The following is a 26,178-nucleotide window of genomic DNA, read 5'->3' on the forward strand; positions in this document are numbered from 1 at the left end:
TCCTGCCTGATTTAAAAAACAGAACGGCGCCTAGACTAATCTAAGCCTGAGTACCAACTGGATAAGTATAGGTATCAGGGGCTTCGCGATCGAAAATTTCGTTCGCCCAAAGCATCACGATCATCTCCTCAACTCCCATATTGGTAATGTCATGACTCCAACCGGGAACTGTTTCGACGATTTCCGGTTTGTCTCCGGTGGTCACCAACTCATAGAACTCACCTGAGACAATATGCCGAAAGCGGAAGCATGCCGTGCCCTTAATGACGAGGAATTTCTCGGTCTTTGAGTGATGGTAATGCCCTCCACGCGTGATCCCAGGGTGCGCAGTAAAGTATGAAAACTGTCCGGCATCTTTGGTTTTGAGCATCTCTACAAAGACGCCACGCGGATCACCGTGCTTGGGAACTTCGTAAGTAAAATCTTCCGGCGGTAAATAACTCAGGTAAGTGGAGTACAGAGCTCTGACAAATCCCGTACCTACCGACTCGGTAATCAGCGACTCACGACTTTCACGAAAGGTAGTCAACTGCTTGGCAATTTCACCGACCGAAACATTATATTGCGGTTCAACAGTAACAAACGGCGCACCTGATTTCCGGCCTTCCATTACATCAACAAAACATGAAATGACATCATCGATGTAAACTAAGTTAATGCGCGCAAGCGGATCATTAATCGTAATTGGCAGATCACGAGCAATATTATTACAAAACGTTGCAACTGCCGAATTATAATTCGGGCGGGCCCACTTTCCAAAAACGTTGGGCAAGCGGCATACGTGAACATCCGAACCATACTCTGAGCTAAGATCAAGCAATATTTGCTCTGCGCCCAGCTTGCTTTGCCCGTATGCATTATCCAATCCAGCTTGAGTGGACGAAGTATATAAAACAGGAACTTTTCGACCACTTAGTCGAATAGAATCACAAAGTTCGCGAGTCAGATCAGTGTTACCAGCATAGAACTCTTGCGGGTTCTGTGGACGATTGACACCAGCCAAATGGAAAACAAAATCAACTTGAGCCACTAGCTCTGGCAGGCTTTGAAGCGCATCTTCACGAGTAAAACGGAGCACCTCAACATCCGACTTCTCGCTCAGATGCGAAATAAGATTCTGGCCGACAAAACCATTGGCACCTGTAATCAGAACCTTCATCTCTTATTCCTCGGGTGTCGCGTGCTCGCCACGCTGAATAGCGCGCATAAAGTTCAACTTGAGAAGCAACTTTTGCATTCCTTCCACATCAAGTCGCTCAGTATTGTGCGAATTATAATCTTCTGTACGGGAAATCTTAGTTTCCCCTTGTTCGACAAACTTAGCATAATTCAGATCACGCAGATCTGGTGGGACGCGGAAATAGTCGCCTCGGTCCTCAGCACAAGCCATTTCTTCACGGCTGAGCAACGCCTCAAAAAGCTTCTCGCCATGACGAGTACCGATCACTTGAATAGGGTGATCCGGAACGTTAAGCATATTAACCAATGCTTTTGCCAATACTTCCACGGTAGCCGCAGGAGCTTTTTGGACAAACATATCACCATTTGTTCCATGCTCGAACGCGTACAAGACCAGGTCGACAGCATCCGCCAAGGTCATCATAAAACGGGTCATGTTTGGATCGGTCAGACTAAGGGGGGTACCCGAACGAATCTGATCTACAAACAATGGAATTACAGAACCACGGGAAGCCATTACGTTACCGTAACGTGTACCGCAAATAACTGTATTGTTATCGTTGCGCGATTTGGCAACCATCACTTTTTCCATCATTGCCTTGGAGATACCCATTGCATTGATCGGATAAACAGCCTTATCAGTACTCAAGCAAACAACGCGCTTGACGTTATTCTGAATTGCCGCCTCTAGAACGTTATCAGTACCCAGGACGTTAGTTTTGACAGCCTCCATGGGGTGAAACTCGCATGAAGGAACCTGTTTCAACGCGGCAGCGTGAAAAATATAATCTACTCCACGAGTAGCGTTGAGAACACTTTGAAAGTCTCTAACATCACCAATGTAGAATTTCAGTTTGGAATTTGCGTATTTTTTACGCATGTCATCTTGCTTTTTTTCATCACGACTGAACACGCGGATTTCTTTGATATCTGTATCAAGAAAACGCTTTAGTACAGCATTACCAAAGGAGCCAGTACCGCCGGTGATTAGAAGCGTCGAGTTATTGAAAGAAATAGCCATGAGAAGACCCTACTTATAGTGATGAAATGATAATACTTCTTGCGTTCTCAACGCTCAAGTATTTTTCGTAATACTGCCGACCATTGGCTCCTAGCGCCTTGCACAGTTCAGCATCATTAATCAACAAATCCAATTTGTCTTTTAGTTTGGCAACATCTCCAGCAACGACCGCAAATCCGGCACAAATTTTATTTTCAAGAATATCTCCAAAATCTGTGACTGGATCCAAGGACGCGAGCACAGGGAGAGAGACCTTAAAATAATCCAATGATTTGGAAGGAAAGCTTGGAACAGTCAATTTTTTTGAAAGCGAAATCAAACCGACATCACAGGCCTGTACCACATGCTGATACTCATCCCGGGGAACGTAATCGATAAATCTTATATTACGCAGGCCGCGATTTACGGCAGACGTCTCTAGCCTTTCTTTCTCAGTTCCTCTCCCTATGAAGAGAAAAGTTATATCACTGCCAGAATAAAGCTCGGCCAAATCGAGAATATTATCCAACTCCTGAACAATAGACATAGCCCCACCATAAACCGCAATAAAACCGGTAGAGGGTAGGTGATACTTCGCCCGAATCGCCGACCTGTCTACAGGATCAACTTGCTTGATTTTGGCCCAAAGCGGCAATATTTCCACACGCTTAGGATCAACTTCAGGGAAGTTGTCAAACAGAAACTTCGCATTGCCATCTGTCATACAACCAATACGATCGAAGCTTTTATACATCAACTGTTCGAGATAACGAAAAAAACCGAAGAAAAATTTATTCCGTATAGCACCAAGATCTTTGAGATAATATGGAAAAAAGTCCCAAAGCACCAAATAGGTCTGGGAATTATATTTCTTCCGAAAATAACGCGACATTCCCAATATAGTTACACAGGGTGTATTGGCGATTAATAAATCGCATTTCTTCACATGCCTCTTAACCTCATGACGAGCGAAGAAAGGGAACAGAAAAACCTTAAGCGCCGTGCCGACGACGCCAGTATTATAAAAAAATGATGGAAGCTTGACTCTGATAACATCTATGCCATCAATCATCTTGGCAAAGGAAGCAGGCTCATTTTTCAACCAGGAAAAGACAACTACTGAAATTTTATTTCCTTCATCAAGCAAAGAATAGGCTAACTCATTGGTCAGCCAAGCATCCTTCTTATCATCTGCATATTTAGTTGTAAGCAAAACGATATCTTTACTTTTCTTCATTATTTGGACCATAGTACGTCTAATTGGTTAAGCAAATCGTTAGTGCGATCCTGCCCAGTTGAATTTGTATGATCGTAAAACATCTGACTTTGATAGGGTATATAAACTATCGAAAGCGGACTTGAAAGAAATCTATAGAACGGCAGATATGCAATTATTGCAATGAGGAACACCATAACAAAACGACTTGCATATGTTAATTTTTGCAAAGCCTCAAGGGCACCGCCCACTAGAAAAATTGCAAAAAAGAATTGATAACGAGTAGATAAGGTAGGAAATCCAAATATAATCAGAGGTATTAAGACCCCTAGAAATGCCAGCTTATAAGTGAGCACGTCTGTGCTTTTGAATTGCTGTTGACCAGTAACAGACTCACGCTTCACCCAAGCCAAATATACACATACAAAAAATACTAAAGAAATAATTGCAAATGCGCCTCGATAGGCAAAGGAAGCATTAAAAACATCACGATCAAGATAAATCATATATTTCGGATTTACATAAACAATTAAAATCTCAACAACACCTCGTATAATATCAAATGAAGAAATATACAGCACTACCGATATCAAAAAAACCAATAAAAATGTCACTCGCCCCAAAGGAACCGTGCTTACCAGAATAAGCAACAAGATTCCACCTGCGACTGAATAATGGAACGAACAAGCTATCGCAAAGAGAACAATACCAACAAACTTACTACCCGAAAAAAACTTATAAACACCTATTAAAAAAATGCTTACTGCAAGACCTTGGCGAAGCAGGGAAAATGTCGGTATTAAATAAAAATCTGGAACGGAATACATTACCGCCATAACAACCAAGCAGTAGCGAGGAAAAAAACGCCTGACAGCCAAAGCAATAAATAAAACCTCTGATATACTAACCACAGCGGAAAACTGCTCGAAAGTCAACCCTATACTCGTTGCAATCTGAACAAGCCATCCGTATCCGAATTCAAATTCAAGATAAAACGTTTCACCATTAGCTACTGCGGCGTAATGGGCTTCATAAATAGGCCAGTCGTAGCCAGTTTGAAACTTAAGACCTACAAAAAATGCGAGCAATATTACTTGCACAAGAAAAAGATAGACAGAAGCTTTGCTATTTTTTCTTAGCGAAAAAATAGCCAACAACCAAACCAAACCATATACAACGTTATACTGGGTCATACCTATCTTTCTTATCTGATTGTGAAGTTTTGTATTTCCCCGCAAAAAACCATATCAGCACCACAAACAGGGAAATACCTCCCTGCAATACATATCCAAAAGCCATATTCTGAAAACCATAAAAACGAAAGAACATCACACAAAAAGCCAGATACAGCAATGCACTGAATACCTCATAAGCGATGTAAAATTTTACATGCTGTTTGGCTATCATTATATAAAGAAAAACCCAGCTCAAACATTTCAGACCATCACCAACCACATATACTTTCATAACTCCAGCCGCCTTAGAAAAAGCGTCACCATAGACAAGAGATATCGCAAAATCCGCAAACAAGATAATTGAAGCAACCATCATTAAGACGAAGCCAAAAGCCACACCGCCAACCTTCAGCACCATTCGAGTCAGGTTACTATTCTCTTCCGAACTGTACTTTGGTAGCAATAAAGTAGAAAACAGCACACTACAAATACCCATGTATATGTCAGACAACCGGGTGGCCGCATACCATACCCCCGCCTCCGCTAATGAGCCGTTAATAGCTATATAATCCCGCAGAGCTATTTGTACCCCATAGACAACGATTACCGACCCTAAAGCCATGAATGAATATGACAACAACACTTTTATAGTCTTTATATCCAAGACCATTAAATTAAACTTTGGAAGCCGAAATCGTGCAGGCAAAAGCAACACAAAAAGTCCAGCGATGACTGGAGCTAACGCAATAGAGTAGATCGCCCCAGACTTTCCGAATGAAATCGCTAGAGCACACGTTGACAATGCCGTAAGTAGCGCAGTTATAACAGAGAACCAAAAATATTCGTTATATTTTTGACAACCGTTAAAATAAGAGACAAATAAATTATTCAAGCCTAAAAAAAATGCGCCTAACGGCAAAAGCAGTAACGCTCGACCCCACTCCCCTTGCAAGAAGAAATTTGATATAACATCATCAGCGAAAAGCAGAATAAGAAAAAAAGAAAAGCTAAAGGCTGTAAGCAATACTAATGAAGATTGCAAAGCTCGCTCTTTTGGAGTTTTATCTTCAGCTATTAGCTTAACTACACCGGTGGTAGTTACCGATGATGCACCAGCACTAAGAATTTGAAGAAAAGCTTGTATCTGTCCGACCACTGCCATTCCGTTAGGTCCGACATAAAAAGCAACCACCTTCAGAGACGCGATAGCAAATATTAACTTGAAGATTGCCTGAAAACCAATATTGATGATTGGCTTAATCATTCCTCTCTGCATCCCTGTCCGACAATCATAATCTTCCGCCTACCACATCTTCAGAAAAAAAACAACACAGTATAGCTCGTTGCTGCATTAATTTAATTTTGGACACCCTCAAAGCATCCAAGCAGCACGGCTCTACGTCGGCCATTATCTCTCAGATATAACAATAGCGTTACCAGATTTTTTATATGCATCATCCTCAGCCAACTCCACACGCAGGGCAGCACATTGTCACTCGAAAGAAACGAACCCAGCACCTCGAAAAGCGTCAGCCAATACTGAGAATCTCGGAAAAAACGAATTTTTACTCAAGAAAATTTAGCCACGCCCGCTCCAACCATAGGGAGTGAACCGTGCTGAGGCAGCTGAGGCACTCGACGTAGCAAATCGAACGCCCCACCAGAAGAGGAAAATATTAGTTGTTTGAGCGCAACAAAGGTAAAAAATGCCTACAGAAAACCACCAGCACCGCTAAGAAAATCCCAAGCCCGGCCCCGAGCATTAATATCGACAACTTATTCGGCTTGATCGGACTATCAGGGTCGTCAACCAACCCATCCTGGCGAAACACCGCCACACTACATGGATCGATCTTAAGATTTTTCAAAAAAGAATACTTGACTTGAAGAACTCGAAGATTCTGAATAAAAGGATCATCGGATTCACGGCTTTCCAACCCTTCAATTTCAGCCTGAAGAGCTTCACTTCCACGCATGTACAAAGCTGGACTGTCCACACCTAGAGATAATTCCGCCGGATTTTTGCCACTTATAATAACTGGCTTAGTTAGCCCTATCGACTTGGCAATTGTAAGAGCTTCTCCCAAAACTTTTATCCTATCCTCTCGTTCACGACGTGCACTTTCACGGAGACCATTAATTTGCTGTTCCAGGTTTCTTGCTCTAACTTCAGCCTCTCGGACAACGTTTTTGATCATTTCATTTTTTGCAGCATCACCGGCCTTGCTAACATAAGATCGCGCCCATTGACTTGCCTCAGCAGGATCATAGCTTTGCACAACGACTGAATAATGATCAGGATTTTCTTTACTTCCAGCAGCAACAACGAGCCGCTTCGAGAAACTTTGATAAAGTCGATCACGAGATGTCTTACGAGCTGCTTCACTCAACGAGGGTAAATAGACCTCTTCGAAGAAAGTCTGGCGCAAAGACTCGCTAAAAATATTACGGGTAAAAACATCAAAAATATCTTTAACAGCAAATGGGGGTAAATCAGAATTCAATGCCCTACCGTAGTTGAAATCGGCAATGTCATTCTGGGTAGGAGGTGACATATAAACTCTAGCTTCGTACAGAGGTTTTGCGGTAAAGGCATAAGCTGCTGCACCCATTAGCACTAGCATCGTAATACCAGCGACCATGAATTTTTGAGCCCAAAGCACCTTGATTAACATAACAATATCTATTTCATCGCTGTTTTTTGAGGCGGCTGAGATCTGTGACATGGAAAACAGTATCCTTATTTGTAAATTAATAACCAGCCACTCAAAACAAAGTGCTCAGCATTGAAAAGCTACTTTTACTCATCCCTAAGAAAATTTTACTTTAAAACGTAACAGGCGCTAGCCTCGGGGCTTTTTGGAGCGAAAATACCAGCTTAGCAACGGTCCAACAGCCAATCCAAATAATAATGGCAACAATATATAGAGTGAGACGGGGAGCCTAGGCATCAGCCACCCCAAAAATTGCACCTCAACTGTCTCCTGGTTTTCAAGCACGAATGCAATTATCGAAACCGCCAATAGCATCAGAAATAGAGAGGATAGGTAACGAAACGCTGCATTGCTCCGACGCTCGCGAATCACAACGCCTCCCCCTCATCTTCATTCACTCGATCCCGAAGCTCCTTACCTGGCTTGAAATGCGGAACAAATTTCCCATCAAGACTGACGGACTGACCGGTCTTAGGATTGCGACCTACACGTGGCGCACGATAATGCAGGGAAAAGCTGCCAAAACCACGAATCTCAATACGATCACCCGTGGCCAGGCATTGGGACATTTGTTCAAGCATGGTCTTGATGGCCAGCTCCACATCCTTGGATGAGAGTAGCCCTTGATGGGTGACAATTCGTTCGATCAACTCCGACTTCGTCATATTTTTCCCTTCTTTTTCAAGCAGCTAGATCAGCGCTTGAAAGGTTTTAGCACGCCCGGAAGATTTTGAACAGCCCAGGGATTGACATATCTTCCTCAGCGTTGAAACGCCCGCTTTCAGGACACAGAAGCACCAAACCGGATCAGAGCGCATTCAGCGACACATCACGAGCATGGTTCGAGTGACGTAGCCTGCGGGATTGAAGCCAAATGGAAACTCATCCTCATCCTTTGCAGCGTCAGATCGGGTGATGACCTTATAACCTGCCCCCTTGCACTCCTTCGCCGCACGCTTTTGGCACTTCTCCCACCCCGAACCCAGGCCGGAGCAGTCGATCTCGATACCGCTGACGCCACGCACTGCATGCGTCTTCGCACTCGTTGTGCAGCCGGCCAGCACCAACACCGCCATAAAGACTATAAATCTGTTCATCCACTTCCTTATGCCAGGCAACGCCCGACTACTGCACGACTAATACCCAGCTTAGTCGCGAATAGGCGATTGATCCGATTAAAGAAACAGACCACAACGAATAACGATTGGTTTCACCGGAAAACCAACACACCCAAAGCGTTTCGCACCAAATCGCAGGCACAAAAAAGGGCGACCGAAGTCGCCCTTTTTTATGATCAAGCAGAACTTAGTTCTGTTTGGCCATTGCTTGCTTCAGCAGAGCAGCCATAGTGGTATCGGCTGGAGCTTCCTGAACGGAGTTCAGGCTCTGGATAGCTTCTTTCTCTTCAGCGTCGTCTTTCGACTTGATCGAGAGCTGGATTACGCGGCTCTTGCGGTCAACACTGATGATCTTGGCTTCAACTTCCTGGCCTTCTTTCAGAACGTTGCGCGCGTCTTCAACGCGGTCACGGCTGATTTCGGAGGCTTTCAGAGTCGCTTCGATGTCGTCAGCCAGAACAATGATGGCGCCTTTGGCGTCAACTTCTTTCACGGTGCCTTTAACGATAGCGCCTTTGTCGTTAACCGAGACGTACTCGGAGAACGGATCGCTTTCCAGTTGCTTGATGCCCAAGGAGATGCGCTCGCGCTCTGGGTCAACCGACAGGATGACGGTGTCCAGCTCGTCGCCCTTCTTGAAACGACGTACGGCTTCTTCGCCCACTTCGTTCCAGGAGATGTCGGACAGGTGAACCAGACCGTCGATGCCGCCGTCCAGACCAATGAAGATACCGAAATCGGTGATCGACTTGATGGTGCCGGAGATCTTGTCGCCCTTGTTGAACTGGCCAGAGAAGTCTTCCCATGGGTTCGACTTGCACTGCTTGATGCCCAGGGAGATACGACGACGCTCTTCGTCGATGTCCAGAACCATAACTTCCACTTCGTCGCCGACTTGTACGACTTTCGAAGGGTGGATGTTCTTGTTGGTCCAGTCCATTTCCGAAACGTGTACCAGACCTTCAACGCCTTCTTCCAGCTCAGCGAAGCAGCCGTAGTCGGTCAGGTTGGTTACACGCGCGGTAACGCGAGTGCTTTCTGGGTAACGGGCTTTGATAGCAACCCATGGATCTTCGCCCAGTTGCTTAAGGCCCAGGGAAACACGGTTGCGTTCGCGATCGTATTTCAGAACCTTGACGTCGATTTCGTCACCAACGTTGACGATCTCGGAAGGATGCTTGATGCGCTTCCACGCCATGTCGGTGATGTGCAGCAGGCCGTCCACGCCACCCAGATCGACGAATGCGCCGTAATCGGTGAGGTTTTTGACGATACCTTTGACTTGCTGGCCTTCCTGCAGGGATTCCAGCAGAGCTTCACGCTCGGCGGAGTTCTCGGCTTCCAGGACGCTGCGACGGGAAACGACAACGTTGTTGCGCTTCTGGTCCAGCTTGATGACCTTGAATTCCAGCTCTTTGCCTTCCAGGTGCGTGGTGTCGCGCACTGGACGGACGTCAACCAGGGAACCTGGCAGGAACGCACGGATGCCGTTAACGTCGACAGTGAAGCCGCCTTTAACCTTACCGTTGATAACGCCCTTGACCACTTCCTCAGCTGCGAAGGCTGCTTCCAGAACGATCCAGCATTCAGCGCGCTTGGCTTTTTCACGGGACAGCTTGGTTTCACCGAAACCGTCTTCAACCGAATCCAGAGCTACGTGAACTTCGTCACCGACATTGATAGTCAGGTCACCAGCATCGTTGTAGAACTGTTCCAGCGGGATGAGTGCTTCAGACTTCAGGCCAGCGTGAACGGTTACCCAGCGAGCTTGGTAATCGATATCAACGATAACACCGGTGATGATGGAGCCTGCCTGAAGGTTCAGGGTCTTTAGGCTTTCTTCAAAGAGTTCCGCAAAGCTTTCGCTCATTTTAATTCCTGTAGATGAGGGCGAAGAATACGCCCATCTCCACACCCCAGACGGTGTGGGTTAGTTTCATTTAAAAGAAGCGCTGCAGGACTATGACTGGTCCCCTGCGGCCTTCTTGGTCACCCGGCGATATCGCGAATGGCGATCTCGCTCATGATGCGTTCAAGCACCTGATCGATGGACAACTCCGTGGAATCCAGCTGTATCGCGTCGGCCGCCGGTTTGAGCGGGGCCACTGCGCGCTGGGTATCACGCTCGTCGCGTGCACGGATCTCATCTAGCAGACTCGACAGACTAACACCCTCGACTTTGCCCTTCAACTGCAAATATCGGCGGCGCGCTCGTTCCTCGGCACTGGCGGTGAGGAAAATCTTCAGCGGGGCATCCGGAAACACCACCGTCCCCATGTCCCGGCCATCGGCCACCAGGCCCGGCGCCTCCTGGAAAGCACGCTGACGCTGCAGCAGCGCCTCGCGCACCGCCGGCAACGCAGCCACCTGAGAAGCGCCGGAACCGACGCTTTCAGTACGGATGACGTCGCTGACTTCATCACCTTCCAGAATGATGCGCTGCAACTGACCGTCGGTCGCCGCGATAAATTGCACATCCAGATGAGCGGCCAGTTTCTTCAGCAGCTCTTCATTGGTCAGGTCGACACCATGGTTGTGCGCCGCGAACGCCAGCAGGCGATACAGCGCACCGGAATCCAGCAGATTCCAGCCCAGACGTTTGGCCAGGATCCCGGCGACCGTGCCTTTGCCCGAACCGCTTGGCCCATCGATGGTGATGACCGGTGCAATGTTTTTCACGACTGAGCCTCTTGAGCCACACGAATACCGACCTGCGCGCACAGCGCAAGGAAGTTCGGGAACGACGTCGCGACGTTGGCGCAATCATGGATGCGGATCGGCGCGGTGGCGCGCAGCGAAGCCACACTGAAAGCCATGGCAATACGGTGATCGCCGTGACCATGCACTTCGCCGCCGCCGATCTGGCCACCATCGATGATGATGCCGTCCGGGGTCGGCTGGCATTTCACGCCCAGTGCCAGCAAGCCATCCGCCATCACTTGAATGCGGTCCGATTCCTTGACGCGCAGCTCTTCAGCGCCAGTCAGCACGGTACGGCCTTCGGCACAGGCAGCTGCCACGAACAGCACCGGGAATTCGTCGATGGCCAGTGGCACCAGCGCTTCCGGAATCTCGATACCTTTGAGTTTAGCTGCCCGCACGCGCAGGTCGGCTACAGGTTCGCCGCCAACTTCACGCTGGTTTTCCAGAGTGATGTCCGCGCCCATCAGGCGCAGGATGTCGATGACACCGGTACGGGTCGGGTTGATGCCGACGTGTTCCAGCACCAGCTCGGAACCTTCGGCGATCGAGGCCGCCACCAGGAAGAATGCCGACGACGAAATGTCGCCCGGCACTTCGATATGGGTCGCGGTCAGCTTGCCGCCGGACTCAACCGACGCGGTAGCGCCATCGACGCTGACCGGATAGCCGAAACCACGCAGCATGCGTTCGGTGTGGTCGCGGGTCGGAGCAGGCTCGGTGACCGTGGTTTTACCTTCAGCATACAGACCGGCGAGCAGCAGGCAGGACTTCACCTGCGCACTGGCCATCGGCATGGTGTAGGTCAGGCCTTTGAGCTTGTGCCCGCCACGAATGGTCATCGGTGGACGACCTTCGGCAGCCGTTTCGATCACGGCGCCCATTTCACGCAGTGGATTGGCCACGCGATTCATCGGACGCTTGGACAGCGAAGCATCACCCGTCAGGGTGCTGTCGAAGTCCTGCGCAGCCAGCAGGCCGGACAGCAGGCGCATCGAAGTACCGGAGTTGCCCAGATAGATCGGGCCCGGCGCAGGCTTCAAGCCATGCAGGCCGACGCCGTGAATGGTCACGCGACCGTGGTGCGGGCCTTCAATGACCACGCCCATGTCACGGAACGCCTGCAAGGTGGCCAGGGCGTCTTCACCCTCAAGGAAACCTTCGACTTCGGTCACGCCTTCGGCCAGCGAGCCGAGCATGATCGAACGGTGGGAAATCGATTTGTCACCTGGTACGCGAATCCGACCGGACAGGCGGCCACCAGGTTGAGCCAGGAAAATCAGATCGTTGGAATTCATAGCGTCCACATAGGCCCTGCGGGCCAGGATTTTACTGAAATGCTCGCGGGCAACCCGGGCGCGCGTGAAAACGCCCAACAATTGGTGCCCATCCCCTGCATCGACCGCGTCGCGCAAGGCGTCGAGGTCGCTGCGAAATGTATCGAGTGTGCGCAGAACAGCCTCGCGGTTGGCAAGGAAGATGTCGTGCCACATAACCGGGTCGCTTCCGGCGATTCTTGTGAAATCGCGGAAACCGCCGGCAGCGTAACGGAAGATCTCAAGGTTTTCATTGCGTTTGGCCAACGAGTCGACCAGACCGAAGGCCAACAGGTGCGGCATATGACTGGTCGCAGCCAGCACTTCATCGTGACGCTCGACCTGCATGTGTTCCACGTCGGCGCCCAATTCGCGCCACAAGCGATCAACCACCGCCAGCGCCGCCGGATCGGTTTGCTCGAGCGGCGTGAGGATCACCTTGTGCCGACGGAACAGCTCGGCATTCGAAGCCTCCACCCCACTCTGCTCGGAACCGGCAATCGGGTGACCCGGCACGAAACGCGCCGGCATGCCGCCGAACGCCTCGGTTGCCGCGCGCACCACATTGCCTTTGGCACTGCCGACATCAGTCAGAATCGCCGGGCCCAGATCAACGCTCGCCAGACGGGCCAGCACTTTCTCCATGGCCAGGATCGGCACCGCCAGTTGAATCACGTCGGCGCCCTGACAGGCAGCGATCAGGTCGTCTTCACAACGATCGACCACACCCAACTCCACCGCCAGCTTGCGCGATTGCGGGTCGAGATCGACCCCGACCACTTCGCGGCAGATCCCACTTTCACGCAAACCTTTGGCAAACGAACCACCGATCAATCCCAGACCGACCACCACAAGGCGACCGATCATAGGTGCAGCAGATTGCAGAGCAGTGACATCACCCACGAGCCAGAACCTTACGCAGCGCTTCGAGGAAGCGGCTGTTTTCCGCCGGCAGACCGATGGTCACCCGCAGGTGGTTCGGCATGCCGTAGTTGGCCACCGGACGCACGATCACGCCTTCACGCAGCAAGCCCTGGAAAATCGGCGCGGCTACCTGGCCGAGGTCGACACAGATGAAGTTGCCTTTTGACTCGATCCAGCTCAGACCCAACTCACGAAAACCCGCCTGCAACTGCTGCATGCCGGATTCGTTGAGCTGACGGCTTTGCGCCAGATACTCTTCGTCCTTCAAAGCCGCACAGGCAGCGGCCAGAGCGAGGCTGTTGACGTTGAACGGCTGGCGCACGCGGTTCAGTACGTCCGCTACTACGGCGGTGGACAAGCCATAACCCACGCGCAGCGCCGCCAGACCATAGGCCTTGGAGAAGGTGCGCGACACCAGCAGGTTCGGGTACGCCGCGAGGAAATCCAGACCGTCCGGCAGTTCGCTGCCTTCGGCGTACTCGATGTACGCCTCGTCCAGCACCACCAGCACATGCTCCGGTACGTCCTGCAGGAACTCGTCCAGCGCTTCGGCACCGAACCAGGTGCCGGTCGGGTTGTTCGGGTTGGCGATGAACACCACGCGGGTATTGGCATCGATGGCCGCAAGCATCGCCGGCAGATCATGCCCCCAGTCTTTGGCCGGAACCACTTTGGCCTCGGCGCCGACGGCCTGGGTCGCAATCGGGTAAACGGCGAACGCGTGCTCACTGAACACGGCGTTGAGACCCGGCGCCAGATAGGCACGCGCCACCAGCTCCAGAATGTCGTTGGAACCGTTACCCAGGGTGACCTGGTTCAGCTCGACGCGGCACTGCTCGGCCAGCAGGGATTTCAGCGCAAAGCCGTTGCCGTCCGGATAACGGGTCAGCTCGGCCAGCTCTTCGCGGATGGCGGCCAGCGCTTTCGGGCTGGCGCCCAGCGGGTTTTCGTTGCTCGCCAGTTTGACGATTTTCGCCGGATCCAGATCCAGCTCGCGCGCCAGTTCGTCCACAGGCTTGCCCGGAACGTACGGCGAAAGTTGTTGCACGCCCGGCTGTGCCAGAGCGAGGAAGTTGCCACTCATTTGCTACCGCCCTTAGAGAACTGCTTTCGGGTAGGAACCCAGCACTTTGAGTGCTACTGCTTCCTGACTGATCTTTTCCAGCACCCCCTTGATCAACGGATCACGGTGGTGGCCGACGAAGTCGATGAAGAACACGTAGGTCCATTTGCCGCTGCGCGACGGACGGGTTTCGATCCGGGTCAGATCGATCCCGTTGTCATGGAACGGCACCAGCAGCTCGTGGAGCGCGCCAGGTTTGTTGCTCATCGAGACGATGATCGAAGTCTTGTCGTCGCCGGTCGGCGGCACTTCTTGGTTACCGATCATCAGGAAGCGCGTCGAGTTGTCCGGACGGTCTTCGATCTTCTCGGCCAGACGCGTCAGGCCATACAAGCCTGCCGCCATGTCGCCAGCAATCGCCGCCGAGTTCCACTCGCCCTTGACCCGCTTGGCCGCTTCGGCGTTGCTCGACACCGCCACGCGCTCGACATTCGGGTAATGCGCGTCCAGCCACTTGCGGCACTGGGCCAGCGACTGGGCATGGGAGTAGATGCGGCTGATGCTGTCGGTCTTGGTGCTTTCACCGACCAACAGGTGATGGTGAATGCGCAGCTCGACTTCGCCACAGATCACCATGTCGTGCTCGAGGAAGCTGTCGAGGGTGTGATTGACCGCGCCTTCGGTGGAGTTTTCCACCGGGACCACGCCGAAGTTCACCGCACCCGCCGCCACTTCACGGAACACTTCGTCGATCGCCGCCATCGGCTTGCTGATCACTGCGTGGCCGAAGTGCTTCATGGCCGCCGCCTGGGTGAAGGTGCCTTCAGGGCCGAGGTAAGCCACTTTCAGCGGCTGCTCGAGCGCCAGGCACGAGGACATGATTTCGCGGAACAGCCGCGCCATCTCTTCGTTGCCCAGCGGCCCCTGATTGCGCTCCATCACCCGCTTGAGCACCTGAGCTTCACGCTCGGGACGATAGAACACCGGCACTTCGCCTTCGGCCAGCGAGGCCATCTTTACTCGCGCGACTTCCTGGGCGCAACGCGCACGCTCACTGATCAGCTCGAGGACTTTGCTGTCCAGAGCGTCGATGCGAACGCGCAGTGCCTTGAGTTCTTGCTCGGACATCAGCCGTGTTCCTTCTCGAATTCAGCCATGTACGCCACCAGCGCGTTAACGGCGGTGATGTCGACAGCGTTGTAGATGGAGGCGCGCATGCCGCCCACGGAGCGGTGGCCCTTGAGGTTGAGCAGACCGCGCTCATCGGCACCAGCGAGGAACGGCTTGTCCAGACGATCGTCAGCCAGACGGAACGGCACGTTCATCCACGAGCGGTCCGACTTGTTGATCGGGTTGCTGTAGAGACCGCTGGCGTCGATGAAGTCATACAGCGTGCGCTGCTTGACGTCATTGAGTTTGGCAATCGCTTCGACGCCGCCCTGCTCTTTCAGCCACTGGAATACCAGGCCGGACAGGTACCAGGCCAGGGTCGGCGGGGTGTTGTACATCGAGCCGTTGTCGGCCGCGACCTTGTAATCGAGCATGGTCGGGCACAGGGCACGGGCCTTGCCCAGCAGGTCTTCGCGAACGATGTTGACCACGATGCCGCTCGGGCCGATGTTCTTCTGCGCGCCGGCGTAGATCATGCCGAAACGCGAGATATCCACTGGGCGCGAGAGGATGTCCGAGGACATGTCGGCCACCAGCGGCACATCACCGGTTTGCGGGATCCACTGGAATTCCAGACCGCCGATGGTTTCGTTCGGCGCGTAGTGAACATAAGCAGCGTCTTTCGACAGGTTCCACTCGTTCTGGCCCGGGATGGCGAAATAGTCGTAAGGCTTGGCAGTGGCGGCAACATTGACGTGGCCGTAGCGCGAGGCTTCTTCGATGGCTTTCTGCGACCAGATACCGGTGTCGATATAGTCGGCGCTGCCGCCTTCAGGCAACAGGTTCAGCGGAATCTGCGCGAATTGCTGGCTCGCGCCACCCTGCAGAAACAGCACTTTATAGTTCGACGGGATATTCAGCAGGTCACGCAGATCCTGCTCGGCCTGGGTGGCAATGGACACGAACTCATCGCTGCGATGGCTCATTTCCATGACCGACAGACCCTTGCCGTGCCAATCAAGGAGTTCACCCTGAGCACGTTGCAGGACAGCTTCAGGAAGCGCCGCAGGACCGGCACAGAAGTTATAGGCTCGCTTGCTCACATCCAATCTCGCTCTGATTTGGTGGTATCACGCAATAAATCACATCAATCAACACAGGGCTCCTGCTGAGGCAGGAACTCTGTGGGAGCGAGCCTGCTCGCGAATGCATCACCGCGGTGCTTCAGAGTTACCGCAGCGCCTGCATTCGCGAGCAGGCTCGCTCCCACAAGGGATTTCCCTGAAAATCGAAACTTTCCGTTCGGACAAATAACAAGGGGGCGAATTTTCATCCGCCCCCTCGCTTGTCCGCTTATTCCTGCGGCTCTTCGTCAGCTGCGGCGTCGAGTTGCTGGTCCTCGGCAACGTCGTCGATTACGACATCTCCCTCGAACTCGGCACCCTCTTCACCTTCAAGCTCTTCGCCTTCGACTTCCGATGGCTCCTGAACCCGCTCCAGACCGACCAGGGTTTCATCCTTGGCCAGCTTGATCAGGGTCACGCCCTGGGTGTTACGACCCAGGCTCGACACTTCGTCGACACGGGTACGTACCAGGGTGCCCTGATCGGAGATCAGCATGATTTCTTCGCCGTCGAGCACCTGAACCGCACCGACCAGACGGCCGTTACGCTCGTTGCTGACCATGGCGATCACGCCCTGACCGCCACGCTTGTACTCAGGGAACTCGGTGATCGCGGTGCGCTTGCCATAACCACGCTCGGAAGCGGTGAGGATCTGGCTGCCTTGTTCCGGGATCAGCATCGAAATCAGCTTCTGACCTTCCGGCAGACGCATGCCGCGCACACCACGAGCGGTACGGCCCATGGCACGGACGTCGGACTCTTTGAAGCGCGTCACTTTGCCGCCGTCGGAGAACAGCATCACTTCGCGCTCGCCATCGGTGATGGCCGCGGAGATCAGCACGTCGCCTTCGTCCAGTTCCAGCGCGATCAGACCGACGCTGCGCTGACGGCTGAAGGACTCCAGCGGGGTCTTCTTGACGGTGCCATTGGCGGTTGCCATGAAGATGTAGTGACCTTCGGTGTACTCCTCGACCGGCAGCATGGTGGTGATGTATTCACCGTCATCCAGCGGCAGCAGGTTGACCAGCGGACGACCACGGGCGGCGCGGGACGCTTCCGGAATTTCGTAAGTCTTGAGCCAGTACACCTTGCCCTTGCTGGAGAACAGCAGCAGCGTGGTGTGGCTGTTGGCAACCAGCAGGTGAGCGATGTAGTCCTCATCCTTGACGCCAGTCGCCGACTTGCCTTTACCGCCGCGACGCTGCGCCTGGTACGCAGCCAATGGCTGAGTCTTGGCATAGCCGCCGTGGGAAATGGTCACGACGCGCTCTTCTTCCGGGATCATGTCACCCAGGGTCAGGTCGAGACGCGCATCGAGAATTTCGGTGCGGCGCACGTCGCCGTATTCGGCACGGATGACTTCCAGCTCTTCGCGGATCACTTCCATCAGGCGCACGGCGCTGTTGAGGATGCGGATCAGCTCGCCGATCTGGTTGAGGATCTCTTGATACTCGGCCAGCAGCTTCTCGTGCTCCAGACCGGTCAGACGATGCAGACGCAGTTCGAGAATGGCTTGCGCCTGTTCTGGCGACAGGAAGTACTTGCCTTCGCGCAGACCGTATTGCGGATCGAGGTTTTCCGGACGGCACGAATCGGCACCGGCACGTTCCACCATCGCCACCACTGCCGAGGACTCCCACGGCGTGCTGACCAGCGCTTCTTTCGCTTCCGACGGCGTCGGCGAAGCCTTGATCAGGGCGATCACCGGGTCGATGTTCGACAGGGCAACGGCCTGGCCTTCGAGGATGTGACCACGCTCGCGGGCCTTGCGCAGCTCGAACACAGTACGACGGGTAACCACTTCGCGACGGTGACGGACGAAGGCTTCCAGCAGATCCTTGAGGTTCAGAATCCGTGGACGGCCGTCGATCAACGCGACGATGTTGATGCCGAATACCGATTGCAGCTGGGTCTGGGCGTAGAGGTTGTTGAGGATCACCTCAGGCACTTCGCCGCGACGCAGTTCGATCACGACGCGCATACCGTCCTTGTCGGACTCGTCGCGCAGTTCGGTGATGCCTTCGAGTTTCTTCTCTTTTACCAGCTCGGCGATCTTCTCGATCAGACGCGCCTTGTTCAACTGGTAAGGCAGTTCGGTGATGACGATCTGCTGACGGCCACCGACCTTGTCGATGTCTTCGATGATCGAGCGCGCACGCATGTAAATGCGGCCGCGACCGGTACGGTAGGCTTCGATGATGCCGGCGCGACCATTGATGATCGCGGCGGTCGGGAAGTCCGGACCGGGGATGTACTGCATCAGCTCATCGACGGTGAGCTCGGGATTGTCGATGAGGGCCAGGCAACCGTCGATGACTTCACCGAGGTTGTGCGGCGGAATGTTGGTCGCCATGCCCACGGCGATACCGCTGGAACCGTTGACCAGCAGGTTGGGGATGCGCGTCGGCATCACCGCCGGGATCATTTCGGTGCCGTCGTAGTTCGGCACCCAGTCCACGGTTTCCTTGTGCAGGTCGGCCAGCAGCTCGTGCGCCAGTTTGGTCATGCGCACTTCGGTGTATCGCATGGCCGCAGCGTTGTCGCCGTCGACCGAACCGAAGTTGCCCTGACCGTCAACCAGCAGGTAGCGCAGGGAGAAAGGCTGAGCCATGCGGACGATGGTGTCGTACACCGCCGTATCACCGTGCGGGTGATACTTACCGATCACGTCACCGACAACACGGGCAGATTTCTTGTACGGCTTGTTGAAGTCGTTGCCCAGCTCGCTCATCGCGAACAGTACGCGACGGTGCACGGGCTTGAGGCCATCGCGCGCATCCGGCAGTGCACGGCCGACGATTACGCTCATCGCGTAGTCGAGGTAGGACTGTTTCAGCTCGTCTTCGATATTGACCGGGAGGATTTCTTTGGCCAGTTCGCCCATGAGAAGCCTGATTCCTTTTTCTGGTGAAACTTCGTCATATCCATATGGGATGTACGAAGCTCGTCGGGGCAGGCCGAGTGCCATGCGCCGACTTACGACAAATCAACAAATTGAACAGTGGATTTGCGCAGTAAAGACAGCTCCGTGAAGCCGCCTCGGAAAACGCCGGATGTTATCACAAGAGCCGCCACGCACCTATCCCCCAGATGCGCATGGAGCATAGTTAGTTGACCGATGACAGGCGTAAAGGGGACGAGAGAAGCTCAGAGCTTCTTTGAATGCAGATTTGAAGCTTGGTTTGGGGATGTTTATTGACTTTTAAGGCCCCTTCGCGAGCAGGCTCGCTCCCACAACGTTCTATGCTGATCACAAAACCTGTGGGAGCGAGCCTGCTCGCGAAGGGGACAACGCAGACATCAAGCCAATCAATGCAGGCGCTTGCGGCACATCAATTGGGCCATTTTCGCCGTGTCCGGACGCTCGACGATGCCCTTCTCGGTGACGATCGCATCGATCAGATCCGCCGGGGTCACGTCAAACACCGGGTTGAACGCCTCGACGTCCGCCCCCACGCGCTTGCCACCGACTTCCAGCAACTCGGCGCCGTCACGCTCCTCGATCGGGATGTCGTCGCCACTGGCCAGATTCATGTCGATGGTCGAACTCGGCGCCACCACCATGAACCGCACGCCGTGGTGCATGGCGTTGACCGCCAGTTGGTAGGTGCCGATCTTGTTCGCCACGTCGCCATTGGCGGTGATGCGGTCAGCGCCGACGATCACCCAGGTCACGCCTTTGGTTTTCATGATGTGCGCGGCGGCGGAGTCAGCATTGAGCGTGACCGGGATGCCCTCGTTCGCCAGCTCCCACGCGGTCAGGCGCGAGCCCTGCAGCCACGGCCGGGTTTCATCGGCATAGACGCGTTCGACCATGCCTTCGAGATAAGCGGCGCGAATCACCCCCAGCGCCGTACCGAAACCGCCAGTGGCCAGCGCGCCGGTGTTGCAGTGGGTCAGGATCGCCTGGGCATTACCCTGATGTTTGCGGATCAGGTCGACGCCGAGTTGCGCCATGGTCAGGTTGGCTTCGCGATCGCTTTCGTGAATGGCGATCGCCTCGGCCTCCAGCGCCACCAGCGGATCGGCATTGTCCTTCAGACGATCCAGTCGATCGTGCATGCGGTTCAGCGCCCAGAACAAGTTGACCGCCGTCGGCCGGGAGTCGGCCAGCAAGGCGAAATCCTCTTCCAGCGCCGCATACCAGTCGCCACCTTCGGCCACCCGAGCACGGGCCGCCAGCACAATGCCATAGGCTGCGCTGATGCCGATGGCCGGCGCGCCGCGCACCACCATCGAACGAATCGCCTCAGCCACGCCGGCGGCGCTGGTGTAGGCAATCCAGGTTTCCTCGAACGGCAAAATACGCTGATCCAGCAGGTGGAGCGCGCCATCTCGCCAATCGATGGCCTTCACTTTCTCCGCAGCCAACAGTCGATCGCGCATCCCTCACCCCGCACTCATGAACAAAAGCCGCCGATTATAGCGATCCCCCCGCGAAGACGCTCGGGTATACTTCGCCATCCTTTACAAAAGCACTGGAACCGACCCTCGATGCCGAAACCTGCCATTGCGCTCGACTTATTATTGCTGCCGACCTGGCTGGTACCCGTCGAACCCGCTGGCGTGGTGCTCAAGGAGCACGGGCTGGGCATCCGCGACGGTCGCATCGTGTTTATCGGCCCACGCGCCGAAGCACTCAAGTGTAACGCCACGCAAATCCGCGAACTGCCGGACGTGCTGCTCGCCCCAGGCCTGATCAACGCCCACGGCCACGCAGCGATGACGCTGTTCCGTGGCCTGGCCGACGACCTGCCGCTGATGACCTGGCTGGAAAATCACATCTGGCCGGCCGAAGCCACATGGGTCGATGAAGATTTCGTCCGTGACGGCACCGATCTGGCGATTGCCGAGCAAATCAAGGGTGGCATCACCTGTTTCTCGGACATGTATTTCTTCCCGAAAGTCGCCAGTGAACGCGTGCACAACAGCGGCATTCGCGCCCAGATCGCAATCCCGATCCTCGATTTCCCGATTCCCGGAGCTGCCAGTGCCGATGAGGCCATTCGTCAGGGCGTCGAGCTGTTCGGCGATCTGAAGCATCACGAACGGATCAAGATCACCTTCGGTCCTCATGCACCCTACACCGTGGGCGACGAGAATCTGGAAAAAATCCGCGTGATCGCCGAAGAGCTGGACGCGTCGATCCATATGCATGTCCACGAAACCGCCTTCGAAGTGCAGCAAGCGCTGGAGCATCGCGGTGAGCGGCCACTGGCCCGCCTCGGTCGGCTGGGCCTGCTCGGCCCGCGCTTCCAGGCCGTACACATGACCCAGATCAGCGATGACGATCTGGCATTGCTGGTAGAAAGCAACACCAGCGTGATCCACTGCCCGGAATCGAACCTGAAGCTGGCCAGCGGTTTCTGCCCGGTGGAGCGTCTGTGGCAGGCCGGGGTCAATGTGGCCATCGGCACCGATGGTGCGGCGAGCAACAACGATCTCGACCTGCTCGGCGAAACCCGCACCGCCGCCCTGCTCGCCAAAGCCGTCGCCGGTTCGGCCACTGCGCTGGACGCGCACCGCGCGTTGCGCATGGCCACGCTCAACGGCGCCCGGGCCTTGGGGATCGAAACGCAGGTCGGCTCGCTGGAAATCGGCAAAGCCGCCGATATCGTCGCCTTCGACCTGTCCGGCCTGGCCCAGCAACCGGTCTACGACCCGGTTTCGCAGCTTATCTATGCCACCGGTCGCGACTGCGTGAAACACCTGTGGGTCGCTGGCAAACAACTGCTCGACGACCGGCGTCTGACCCGTCTGGACGAACAACAGCTGGGCGCCACCGCCCGGGCCTGGGGCCAGCGCATCAGCGGCCACACCGAATCGTAAACACCGCGGAGCAGACTCCGCGGCTACAGCCTTTTTCAAGTTTTAGAGGAATTGATCATGAGCAACGTCGACCACGCCGAAATCGCCAAATTCGAAGCCCTGGCCCATCGCTGGTGGGACCGCGAAAGCGAGTTCAAACCGCTGCACGACATCAACCCGCTGCGCGTCAACTGGATTGATGAGCGGGTCAATCTGGCCGGCAAGAAAGTCCTCGACGTCGGCTGCGGCGGCGGCATCCTCAGCGAAGCCATGGCCCAGCGCGGCGCCACGGTGATGGGCATCGACATGGGCGAAGCGCCACTGGCGGTCGCGCAACTGCATCAGCTGGAATCCGGCGTCAGCGTCGAATACCGGCAGATCACTGCCGAAGCCCTGGCCGAGGAAATGCCTGAGCAGTTTGACGTCGTGACCTGCCTGGAAATGCTCGAACACGTACCGGATCCATCCTCGGTGATCCGCGCCTGCTACCGCATGGTCAAGCCGGGCGGCCAGGTGTTCTTCTCGACCATCAACCGCAACCCGAAGGCCTACCTGTTCGCCATCATTGGTGCCGAATACATCATGAAGCTGCTGCCGCGCGGCACCCATGACTTCAAGAAATTCATCCGCCCGTCCGAGCTCGGCGCCTGGAGCCGCATCGCCGGCCTGACCGTCAAGGACATCATCGGCCTGACCTACAACCCGCTGACCAAGCACTACAAGCTGGCCAACGACGTTGATGTCAACTACATGATCCAGACCCTGCGCGAGGAATAAGCCGATGACCATCAGAGCAGTCCTTTTCGACATGGACGGCACCCTGCTCGACACCGCGCCGGACTTCATCGCCATTTGTCAGGCGATGCGCGCGGACCGTGGCTTGCCGCCGATGAACGACAAGCACATCCGCGATGAAATCTCCGGCGGCGCCAAAGCGATGGTTGCCGTGACCTTTTCAATGGACCCGGAATCGCCGGGCTTTGAAGCGCTGCGTCTTGAGTTCCTCGAACGCTACCTGGCCGGTTGCGCCGTGCACAGCAAGCTGTTCGACGGCATGGGCGAACTGCTCGCCGATATCGAACGGGCCAACTTGATCTGGGGCGTGGTCACCAACAAACCAGTGCGCTTTGCCGAGCCGATCATGCAGCAACTGGGGCTGGCCGAGCGTTCGGCGCTGCTGATCTGCCCGGATCACGTGAAAAACAGCAAGCCGGACCCGGAGCCCTTGATCCTTGCGTGCAAGATGCTTGATCTGGATCCGTCGACGGTGCTGTTTGTCGGCGATGATCTGCGCGATATCGAATCCGGGCGCGATGCCGGCACCAAGACCTGCGCCGTGACCTATGGCTACATTCACCCGGACGACAACCCGCGGCACTGGGGCGCGGACGTGGTGGTGGATCATCCGCTGGAATTGCGCAAGGTGCTCGACAGCGCGCTTTGCAGCTGCTGACCTGACACACCCCTGTGGTGAGGGGATTCATCCCCGATGGGCTGCGAAGCAGCCCCCGCGCTCTTTTAGGTCGATTCGCCATGCAGGTTTACGACTGCTTCGCAGCCGGTCGGGGATAAATCCCCTCACCACAAGGAAGCAGGTCTTCATGAATGGATTGTGAGGTTTTTATGTTTGATTACACCGCCCGTCCCGAATTGCTCAAGGATCGGGTCATTCTGGTCACCGGTGCCGGTCGTGGCATCGGCGCGGCTGCCGCGAAAACCTATGCCGCCCACGGCGCCACCGTGCTGCTGCTGGGCAAGACCGAAGCCAATCTGACACAGGTCTACGATGAGATCGAAGCGGCGGGCCATCCGCAGCCGGCGGTGATCCCGTTCAACCTCGAAACCGCCCTGCCGCATCAGTACGATGAGCTGGCGGCGATGATCGAGACCGAGTTCGGCCATCTCGACGGCCTGTTGCACAACGCCTCGATCATTGGTCCGCGGACGCCGATCGAACAACTGTCGGGCGAAAACTTCATGCGCGTCATGCAGGTCAACGTCAACGCCATGTTCATGCTGACCAGCACCCTGCTGCCGCTGCTCAAGCTGTCGCAGGATGCCTCGGTGGTGTTCACCTCCAGCAGCGTCGGACGCAAGGGCCGGGCCTACTGGGGCGCCTACGGCGTATCGAAGTTCGCCACCGAAGGCCTGATGCAAACCCTGGCCGATGAAGTTGACGGCGTAGCGCCGGTACGCGCCAACAGCATCAACCCGGGCGGCACCCGCACCAGCATGCGCGCACAGGCGTACCCGGGGGAAAACCCGCTGAACAATCCGACCCCGGAAGAGATCATGCCGGTCTACCTGTACCTGATGGGCCCGGACAGCGCGGGTATCAATGGTCAGGCATTCAACGCGCAATAACTGCCATACGTCGCTTTTGTTGCCGTGGCGGATTACCGTCGCGGCATACATTTGCCGCCTCCCGCCGTCACACTTTGGTCAAATAACCGCCACCCCACCTCAAAGCAAAAAGCCATCCACTTGATTTATAACGGTTTTAATTTACATGAACCGAATGGCATGACTTTCGCTCTAATTTTCCTCAAAGCATGCCGTGTGAAGGCACTGGGGCAAGGCCGATTTCGATAGCTGACTATTCGTCATCAGGCAGACTAAACTTACGCCAAATGTCCTACGGGACTGATGGATCAGTATGACGCGCAGCCCATAGCCGCTCTCACCCAGCCTGTAAGACAGACTTACTGCTTAGGGGCTCACGCCATATGAAATCACCTTCCCAGACCAATGCAATTGACTTTGACAGTGCCAAATTGCAACGCCTGGGCTTTGGTCAGCTGCCTCCGCTTCTGGAACGCCCGGCCAGCCTGGCGCAACTGCGCCAACAAATGAGCCTGCAACTGCAAACCAGTCTTGAGCCGCAACGAATCCTCGGTCTGTTTTTCCGCGAAGTCCAACGCCTGGTGCCGCTGGATGCCTTGAGCTACGTGCATTCGGGCAGCGACCTGCGCCTGGAGTTCGGCGCCCGCGGTCACCATTCGGTCAGCTATAGCCTCAGCCACGAAGGCGAGCACCTGGGCGAACTGGTATTTCGCCGCAACCAGCGCTTCACCGAGCAAGACCAGGGCAATCTCGAATCGCTGCTGTCGTCGCTGCTGTTCCCGATGCGCAACGCCCTGCTCTACCGCGCGGCGACCCAAAGTGCGCTGCGCGATCCGTTGACCGGGACCGGCAACCGCATCGCCATGGAACAGACCCTGCAACGCGAGATCGACATGTCCCGACGGCACCTGCAACCGTTGTCGGTGCTGATGCTCGACATTGACCACTTCAAACGGGTCAACGACAGCCACGGGCACAGCGCCGGGGACGACGTACTCAAAGCGGTGGCGGCGTCGATCAAGGGCCAGCTGCGCAACGTCGACATGGTGTTTCGCTATGGCGGGGAAGAGTTTCTGATCCTGCTGTCCAACACCGGCCGGGAAGCGGCGGCGATGGTCGGCGAGCGGTTGCGCCATGCCGCGCAGACTGCGGAATATTTTGCTGACGGCCAGTTGATCGACCTGACGGTCAGCCTCGGCTGCTCGACCCTGCTGCCGGGGGAGTCGGCCGACAGCCTGTTGCGCCGCGCCGACAGCGCGTTGTATGTGGCCAAGCGCGAGGGGCGTAATCGCCTGGCGATGGCGGGCTGAGTGCTTTCAGACAGTACAAAGCAGTGTGGGAGCGAGCCGGCTCGCGAAGCGATGGATCAGTCAAACCCGTGCTGACTG

The 26,178-nt window shown here is 54.9% G+C and carries 22 protein-coding genes; 5 read left to right on the plus strand and 17 right to left on the minus strand.

Features of this window, described 5'->3' with window-relative positions:
- Positions 1–40 precede the first annotated feature (40 nt).
- The 17 genes from wbjC to mtnA form a co-directional block, all read right to left on the minus strand.
- A complete protein-coding gene (wbjC, locus tag HBN98_RS05790) occupies positions 41–1,159 on the minus strand; it encodes a UDP-2-acetamido-2,6-beta-L-arabino-hexul-4-ose reductase (RefSeq protein ID WP_083368285.1) in 1,119 nt (372 codons plus the stop codon).
- 3 nt (positions 1,160–1,162) lie between these two features.
- Entirely contained in the window at positions 1,163–2,200 is a 1,038-nt protein-coding gene (locus tag HBN98_RS05795; RefSeq protein ID WP_083368284.1) for a polysaccharide biosynthesis protein, read from the minus strand.
- Between the two features lie 13 nt (positions 2,201–2,213).
- Positions 2,214–3,416 (minus strand): glycosyltransferase family 4 protein, encoded by a 1,203-nt coding sequence (locus tag HBN98_RS05800; protein WP_169844037.1) that lies wholly within the window; start codon positions 3,414–3,416, stop codon positions 2,214–2,216.
- Positions 3,416–4,588 carry an EpsG family protein gene (locus HBN98_RS05805; RefSeq protein ID WP_083368283.1) on the minus strand — a complete coding sequence of 391 codons (1,173 nt, stop codon included), beginning with the start codon at positions 4,586–4,588 and terminating at the stop codon, positions 3,416–3,418. Before HBN98_RS05805 ends, HBN98_RS05800 begins: the two co-directional genes overlap by 1 nt.
- Positions 4,575–5,834, minus strand: coding sequence for an oligosaccharide flippase family protein (locus HBN98_RS05810; RefSeq protein ID WP_169844038.1), 1,260 nt, complete (start codon positions 5,832–5,834; stop codon positions 4,575–4,577). The genes HBN98_RS05805 and HBN98_RS05810 overlap by 14 nt, the downstream gene beginning before the upstream one ends.
- 412 nt (positions 5,835–6,246) lie before the next feature.
- Entirely contained in the window at positions 6,247–7,296 is a 1,050-nt protein-coding gene (locus HBN98_RS05815) for an LPS O-antigen chain length determinant protein WzzB (RefSeq protein ID WP_083368281.1), read from the minus strand.
- 117 nt (positions 7,297–7,413) lie between these two features.
- Positions 7,414–7,599: a lipopolysaccharide assembly protein LapA domain-containing protein gene (locus tag HBN98_RS05820; RefSeq protein ID WP_083369410.1), complete on the minus strand. Its 186-nt coding sequence runs from the start codon at positions 7,597–7,599 to the stop codon at positions 7,414–7,416.
- Positions 7,600–7,652: 53 nt separating this feature from the next.
- Positions 7,653–7,949, minus strand: a complete 297-nt coding sequence (gene ihfB / locus HBN98_RS05825) for an integration host factor subunit beta (protein ID WP_083368280.1) — start codon at positions 7,947–7,949, stop codon at positions 7,653–7,655.
- A gap of 153 nt (positions 7,950–8,102) precedes the next feature.
- On the minus strand, positions 8,103–8,381 hold the full coding sequence (locus tag HBN98_RS05830; protein WP_083368279.1) for a hypothetical protein: 279 nt from the start codon (positions 8,379–8,381) through the stop codon (positions 8,103–8,105).
- 208 nt (positions 8,382–8,589) lie between these two features.
- On the minus strand, positions 8,590–10,272 hold the full coding sequence (rpsA, locus tag HBN98_RS05835; protein ID WP_041069380.1) for a 30S ribosomal protein S1: 1,683 nt from the start codon (positions 10,270–10,272) through the stop codon (positions 8,590–8,592).
- Positions 10,273–10,391: 119 nt separating this feature from the next.
- Positions 10,392–11,081 (minus strand): (d)CMP kinase, encoded by a 690-nt coding sequence (gene cmk, locus HBN98_RS05840; protein ID WP_015093983.1) that lies wholly within the window; start codon positions 11,079–11,081, stop codon positions 10,392–10,394.
- Positions 11,078–13,285: a bifunctional prephenate dehydrogenase/3-phosphoshikimate 1-carboxyvinyltransferase gene (locus HBN98_RS05845; protein WP_229755030.1), complete on the minus strand. Its 2,208-nt coding sequence runs from the start codon at positions 13,283–13,285 to the stop codon at positions 11,078–11,080. Before HBN98_RS05845 ends, cmk begins: the two co-directional genes overlap by 4 nt.
- A gap of 28 nt (positions 13,286–13,313) precedes the next feature.
- Positions 13,314–14,426 (minus strand): histidinol-phosphate transaminase, encoded by a 1,113-nt coding sequence (hisC, locus tag HBN98_RS05850; RefSeq protein WP_083368277.1) that lies wholly within the window; start codon positions 14,424–14,426, stop codon positions 13,314–13,316.
- Between the two features lie 12 nt (positions 14,427–14,438).
- A complete protein-coding gene (gene pheA, locus HBN98_RS05855) occupies positions 14,439–15,533 on the minus strand; it encodes a prephenate dehydratase (protein ID WP_083368276.1) in 1,095 nt (364 codons plus the stop codon).
- The gene (gene serC / locus HBN98_RS05860; RefSeq protein ID WP_064588622.1) at positions 15,533–16,618 is read right to left on the minus strand and encodes a 3-phosphoserine/phosphohydroxythreonine transaminase; all 1,086 of its coding nucleotides are present in this window, start codon (positions 16,616–16,618) and stop codon (positions 15,533–15,535) included. Before serC ends, pheA begins: the two co-directional genes overlap by 1 nt.
- A gap of 250 nt (positions 16,619–16,868) precedes the next feature.
- Positions 16,869–19,523, minus strand: coding sequence for a DNA gyrase subunit A (gene gyrA / locus HBN98_RS05865; RefSeq protein ID WP_083368275.1), 2,655 nt, complete (start codon positions 19,521–19,523; stop codon positions 16,869–16,871).
- A 425-nt stretch (positions 19,524–19,948) separates the two neighbouring features.
- Positions 19,949–21,025, minus strand: a complete 1,077-nt coding sequence (mtnA, locus tag HBN98_RS05870; RefSeq protein ID WP_083368274.1) for an S-methyl-5-thioribose-1-phosphate isomerase — start codon at positions 21,023–21,025, stop codon at positions 19,949–19,951.
- A 108-nt stretch (positions 21,026–21,133) separates the two neighbouring features.
- On the opposite strand from mtnA, the gene HBN98_RS05875 reads away from it, so the two are divergent.
- The 5 genes from HBN98_RS05875 to HBN98_RS05895 all read left to right on the plus strand — a co-directional run bounded on the left by HBN98_RS05875 (position 21,134) and on the right by HBN98_RS05895 (position 26,100).
- Positions 21,134–22,468, plus strand: a complete 1,335-nt coding sequence (locus tag HBN98_RS05875; RefSeq protein ID WP_083368273.1) for a TRZ/ATZ family hydrolase — start codon at positions 21,134–21,136, stop codon at positions 22,466–22,468.
- Between the two features lie 57 nt (positions 22,469–22,525).
- The gene (ubiG, locus tag HBN98_RS05880; protein WP_047598712.1) at positions 22,526–23,224 is read left to right on the plus strand and encodes a bifunctional 2-polyprenyl-6-hydroxyphenol methylase/3-demethylubiquinol 3-O-methyltransferase UbiG; all 699 of its coding nucleotides are present in this window, start codon (positions 22,526–22,528) and stop codon (positions 23,222–23,224) included.
- A 4-nt stretch (positions 23,225–23,228) separates the two neighbouring features.
- Complete coding sequence (gene mupP / locus HBN98_RS05885) at positions 23,229–23,900, plus strand: N-acetylmuramic acid 6-phosphate phosphatase MupP (protein ID WP_064588626.1); 672 nt, start codon at positions 23,229–23,231, stop codon at positions 23,898–23,900.
- 170 nt (positions 23,901–24,070) lie between these two features.
- A complete protein-coding gene (locus HBN98_RS05890) occupies positions 24,071–24,811 on the plus strand; it encodes a YciK family oxidoreductase (RefSeq protein WP_083368272.1) in 741 nt (246 codons plus the stop codon).
- 362 nt (positions 24,812–25,173) lie between these two features.
- Complete coding sequence (locus HBN98_RS05895; protein WP_064588628.1) at positions 25,174–26,100, plus strand: GGDEF domain-containing protein; 927 nt, start codon at positions 25,174–25,176, stop codon at positions 26,098–26,100.
- Positions 26,101–26,178 lie beyond the last annotated feature (78 nt).

This window comes from Pseudomonas koreensis (assembly GCF_012986595.1).
GTDB lineage: Bacteria > Pseudomonadota > Gammaproteobacteria > Pseudomonadales > Pseudomonadaceae > Aquipseudomonas > Aquipseudomonas koreensis.

Excerpts from the sequence above, each read along its gene's own strand:
- HBN98_RS05845 (WP_229755030.1), bottom strand. The coding sequence starts at position 13,285 with ATGATCGGTCGCCTTGTGGTGGTCGGTCTGGGATTGATCGGTGGTTCG.
- ihfB (WP_083368280.1), bottom strand. The coding sequence starts at position 7,949 with ATGACGAAGTCGGAGTTGATCGAACGAATTGTCACCCATCAAGGGCTA.
- HBN98_RS05805 (WP_083368283.1), bottom strand. The coding sequence starts at position 4,588 with ATGACCCAGTATAACGTTGTATATGGTTTGGTTTGGTTGTTGGCTATT.
- wbjC (WP_083368285.1), bottom strand. The coding sequence starts at position 1,159 with ATGAAGGTTCTGATTACAGGTGCCAATGGTTTTGTCGGCCAGAATCTT.
- pheA (WP_083368276.1), bottom strand. The coding sequence starts at position 15,533 with ATGTCCGAGCAAGAACTCAAGGCACTGCGCGTTCGCATCGACGCTCTG.
- ubiG (WP_047598712.1), top strand. The coding sequence starts at position 22,526 with ATGAGCAACGTCGACCACGCCGAAATCGCCAAATTCGAAGCCCTGGCC.
- HBN98_RS05830 (WP_083368279.1), bottom strand. The coding sequence starts at position 8,381 with ATGAACAGATTTATAGTCTTTATGGCGGTGTTGGTGCTGGCCGGCTGC.
- HBN98_RS05800 (WP_169844037.1), bottom strand. The coding sequence starts at position 3,416 with ATGAAGAAAAGTAAAGATATCGTTTTGCTTACAACTAAATATGCAGAT.
- rpsA (WP_041069380.1), bottom strand. The coding sequence starts at position 10,272 with ATGAGCGAAAGCTTTGCGGAACTCTTTGAAGAAAGCCTAAAGACCCTG.
- mtnA (WP_083368274.1), bottom strand. The coding sequence starts at position 21,025 with ATGCGCGATCGACTGTTGGCTGCGGAGAAAGTGAAGGCCATCGATTGG.
- HBN98_RS05810 (WP_169844038.1), bottom strand. The coding sequence starts at position 5,834 with ATGATTAAGCCAATCATCAATATTGGTTTTCAGGCAATCTTCAAGTTA.
- HBN98_RS05795 (WP_083368284.1), bottom strand. The coding sequence starts at position 2,200 with ATGGCTATTTCTTTCAATAACTCGACGCTTCTAATCACCGGCGGTACT.
- HBN98_RS05875 (WP_083368273.1), top strand. The coding sequence starts at position 21,134 with ATGCCGAAACCTGCCATTGCGCTCGACTTATTATTGCTGCCGACCTGG.
- hisC (WP_083368277.1), bottom strand. The coding sequence starts at position 14,426 with ATGAGTGGCAACTTCCTCGCTCTGGCACAGCCGGGCGTGCAACAACTT.
- HBN98_RS05820 (WP_083369410.1), bottom strand. The coding sequence starts at position 7,599 with ATGCTATTGGCGGTTTCGATAATTGCATTCGTGCTTGAAAACCAGGAG.
- gyrA (WP_083368275.1), bottom strand. The coding sequence starts at position 19,523 with ATGGGCGAACTGGCCAAAGAAATCCTCCCGGTCAATATCGAAGACGAG.
- HBN98_RS05815 (WP_083368281.1), bottom strand. The coding sequence starts at position 7,296 with ATGTCACAGATCTCAGCCGCCTCAAAAAACAGCGATGAAATAGATATT.
- HBN98_RS05895 (WP_064588628.1), top strand. The coding sequence starts at position 25,174 with ATGAAATCACCTTCCCAGACCAATGCAATTGACTTTGACAGTGCCAAA.
- mupP (WP_064588626.1), top strand. The coding sequence starts at position 23,229 with ATGACCATCAGAGCAGTCCTTTTCGACATGGACGGCACCCTGCTCGAC.
- HBN98_RS05890 (WP_083368272.1), top strand. The coding sequence starts at position 24,071 with ATGTTTGATTACACCGCCCGTCCCGAATTGCTCAAGGATCGGGTCATT.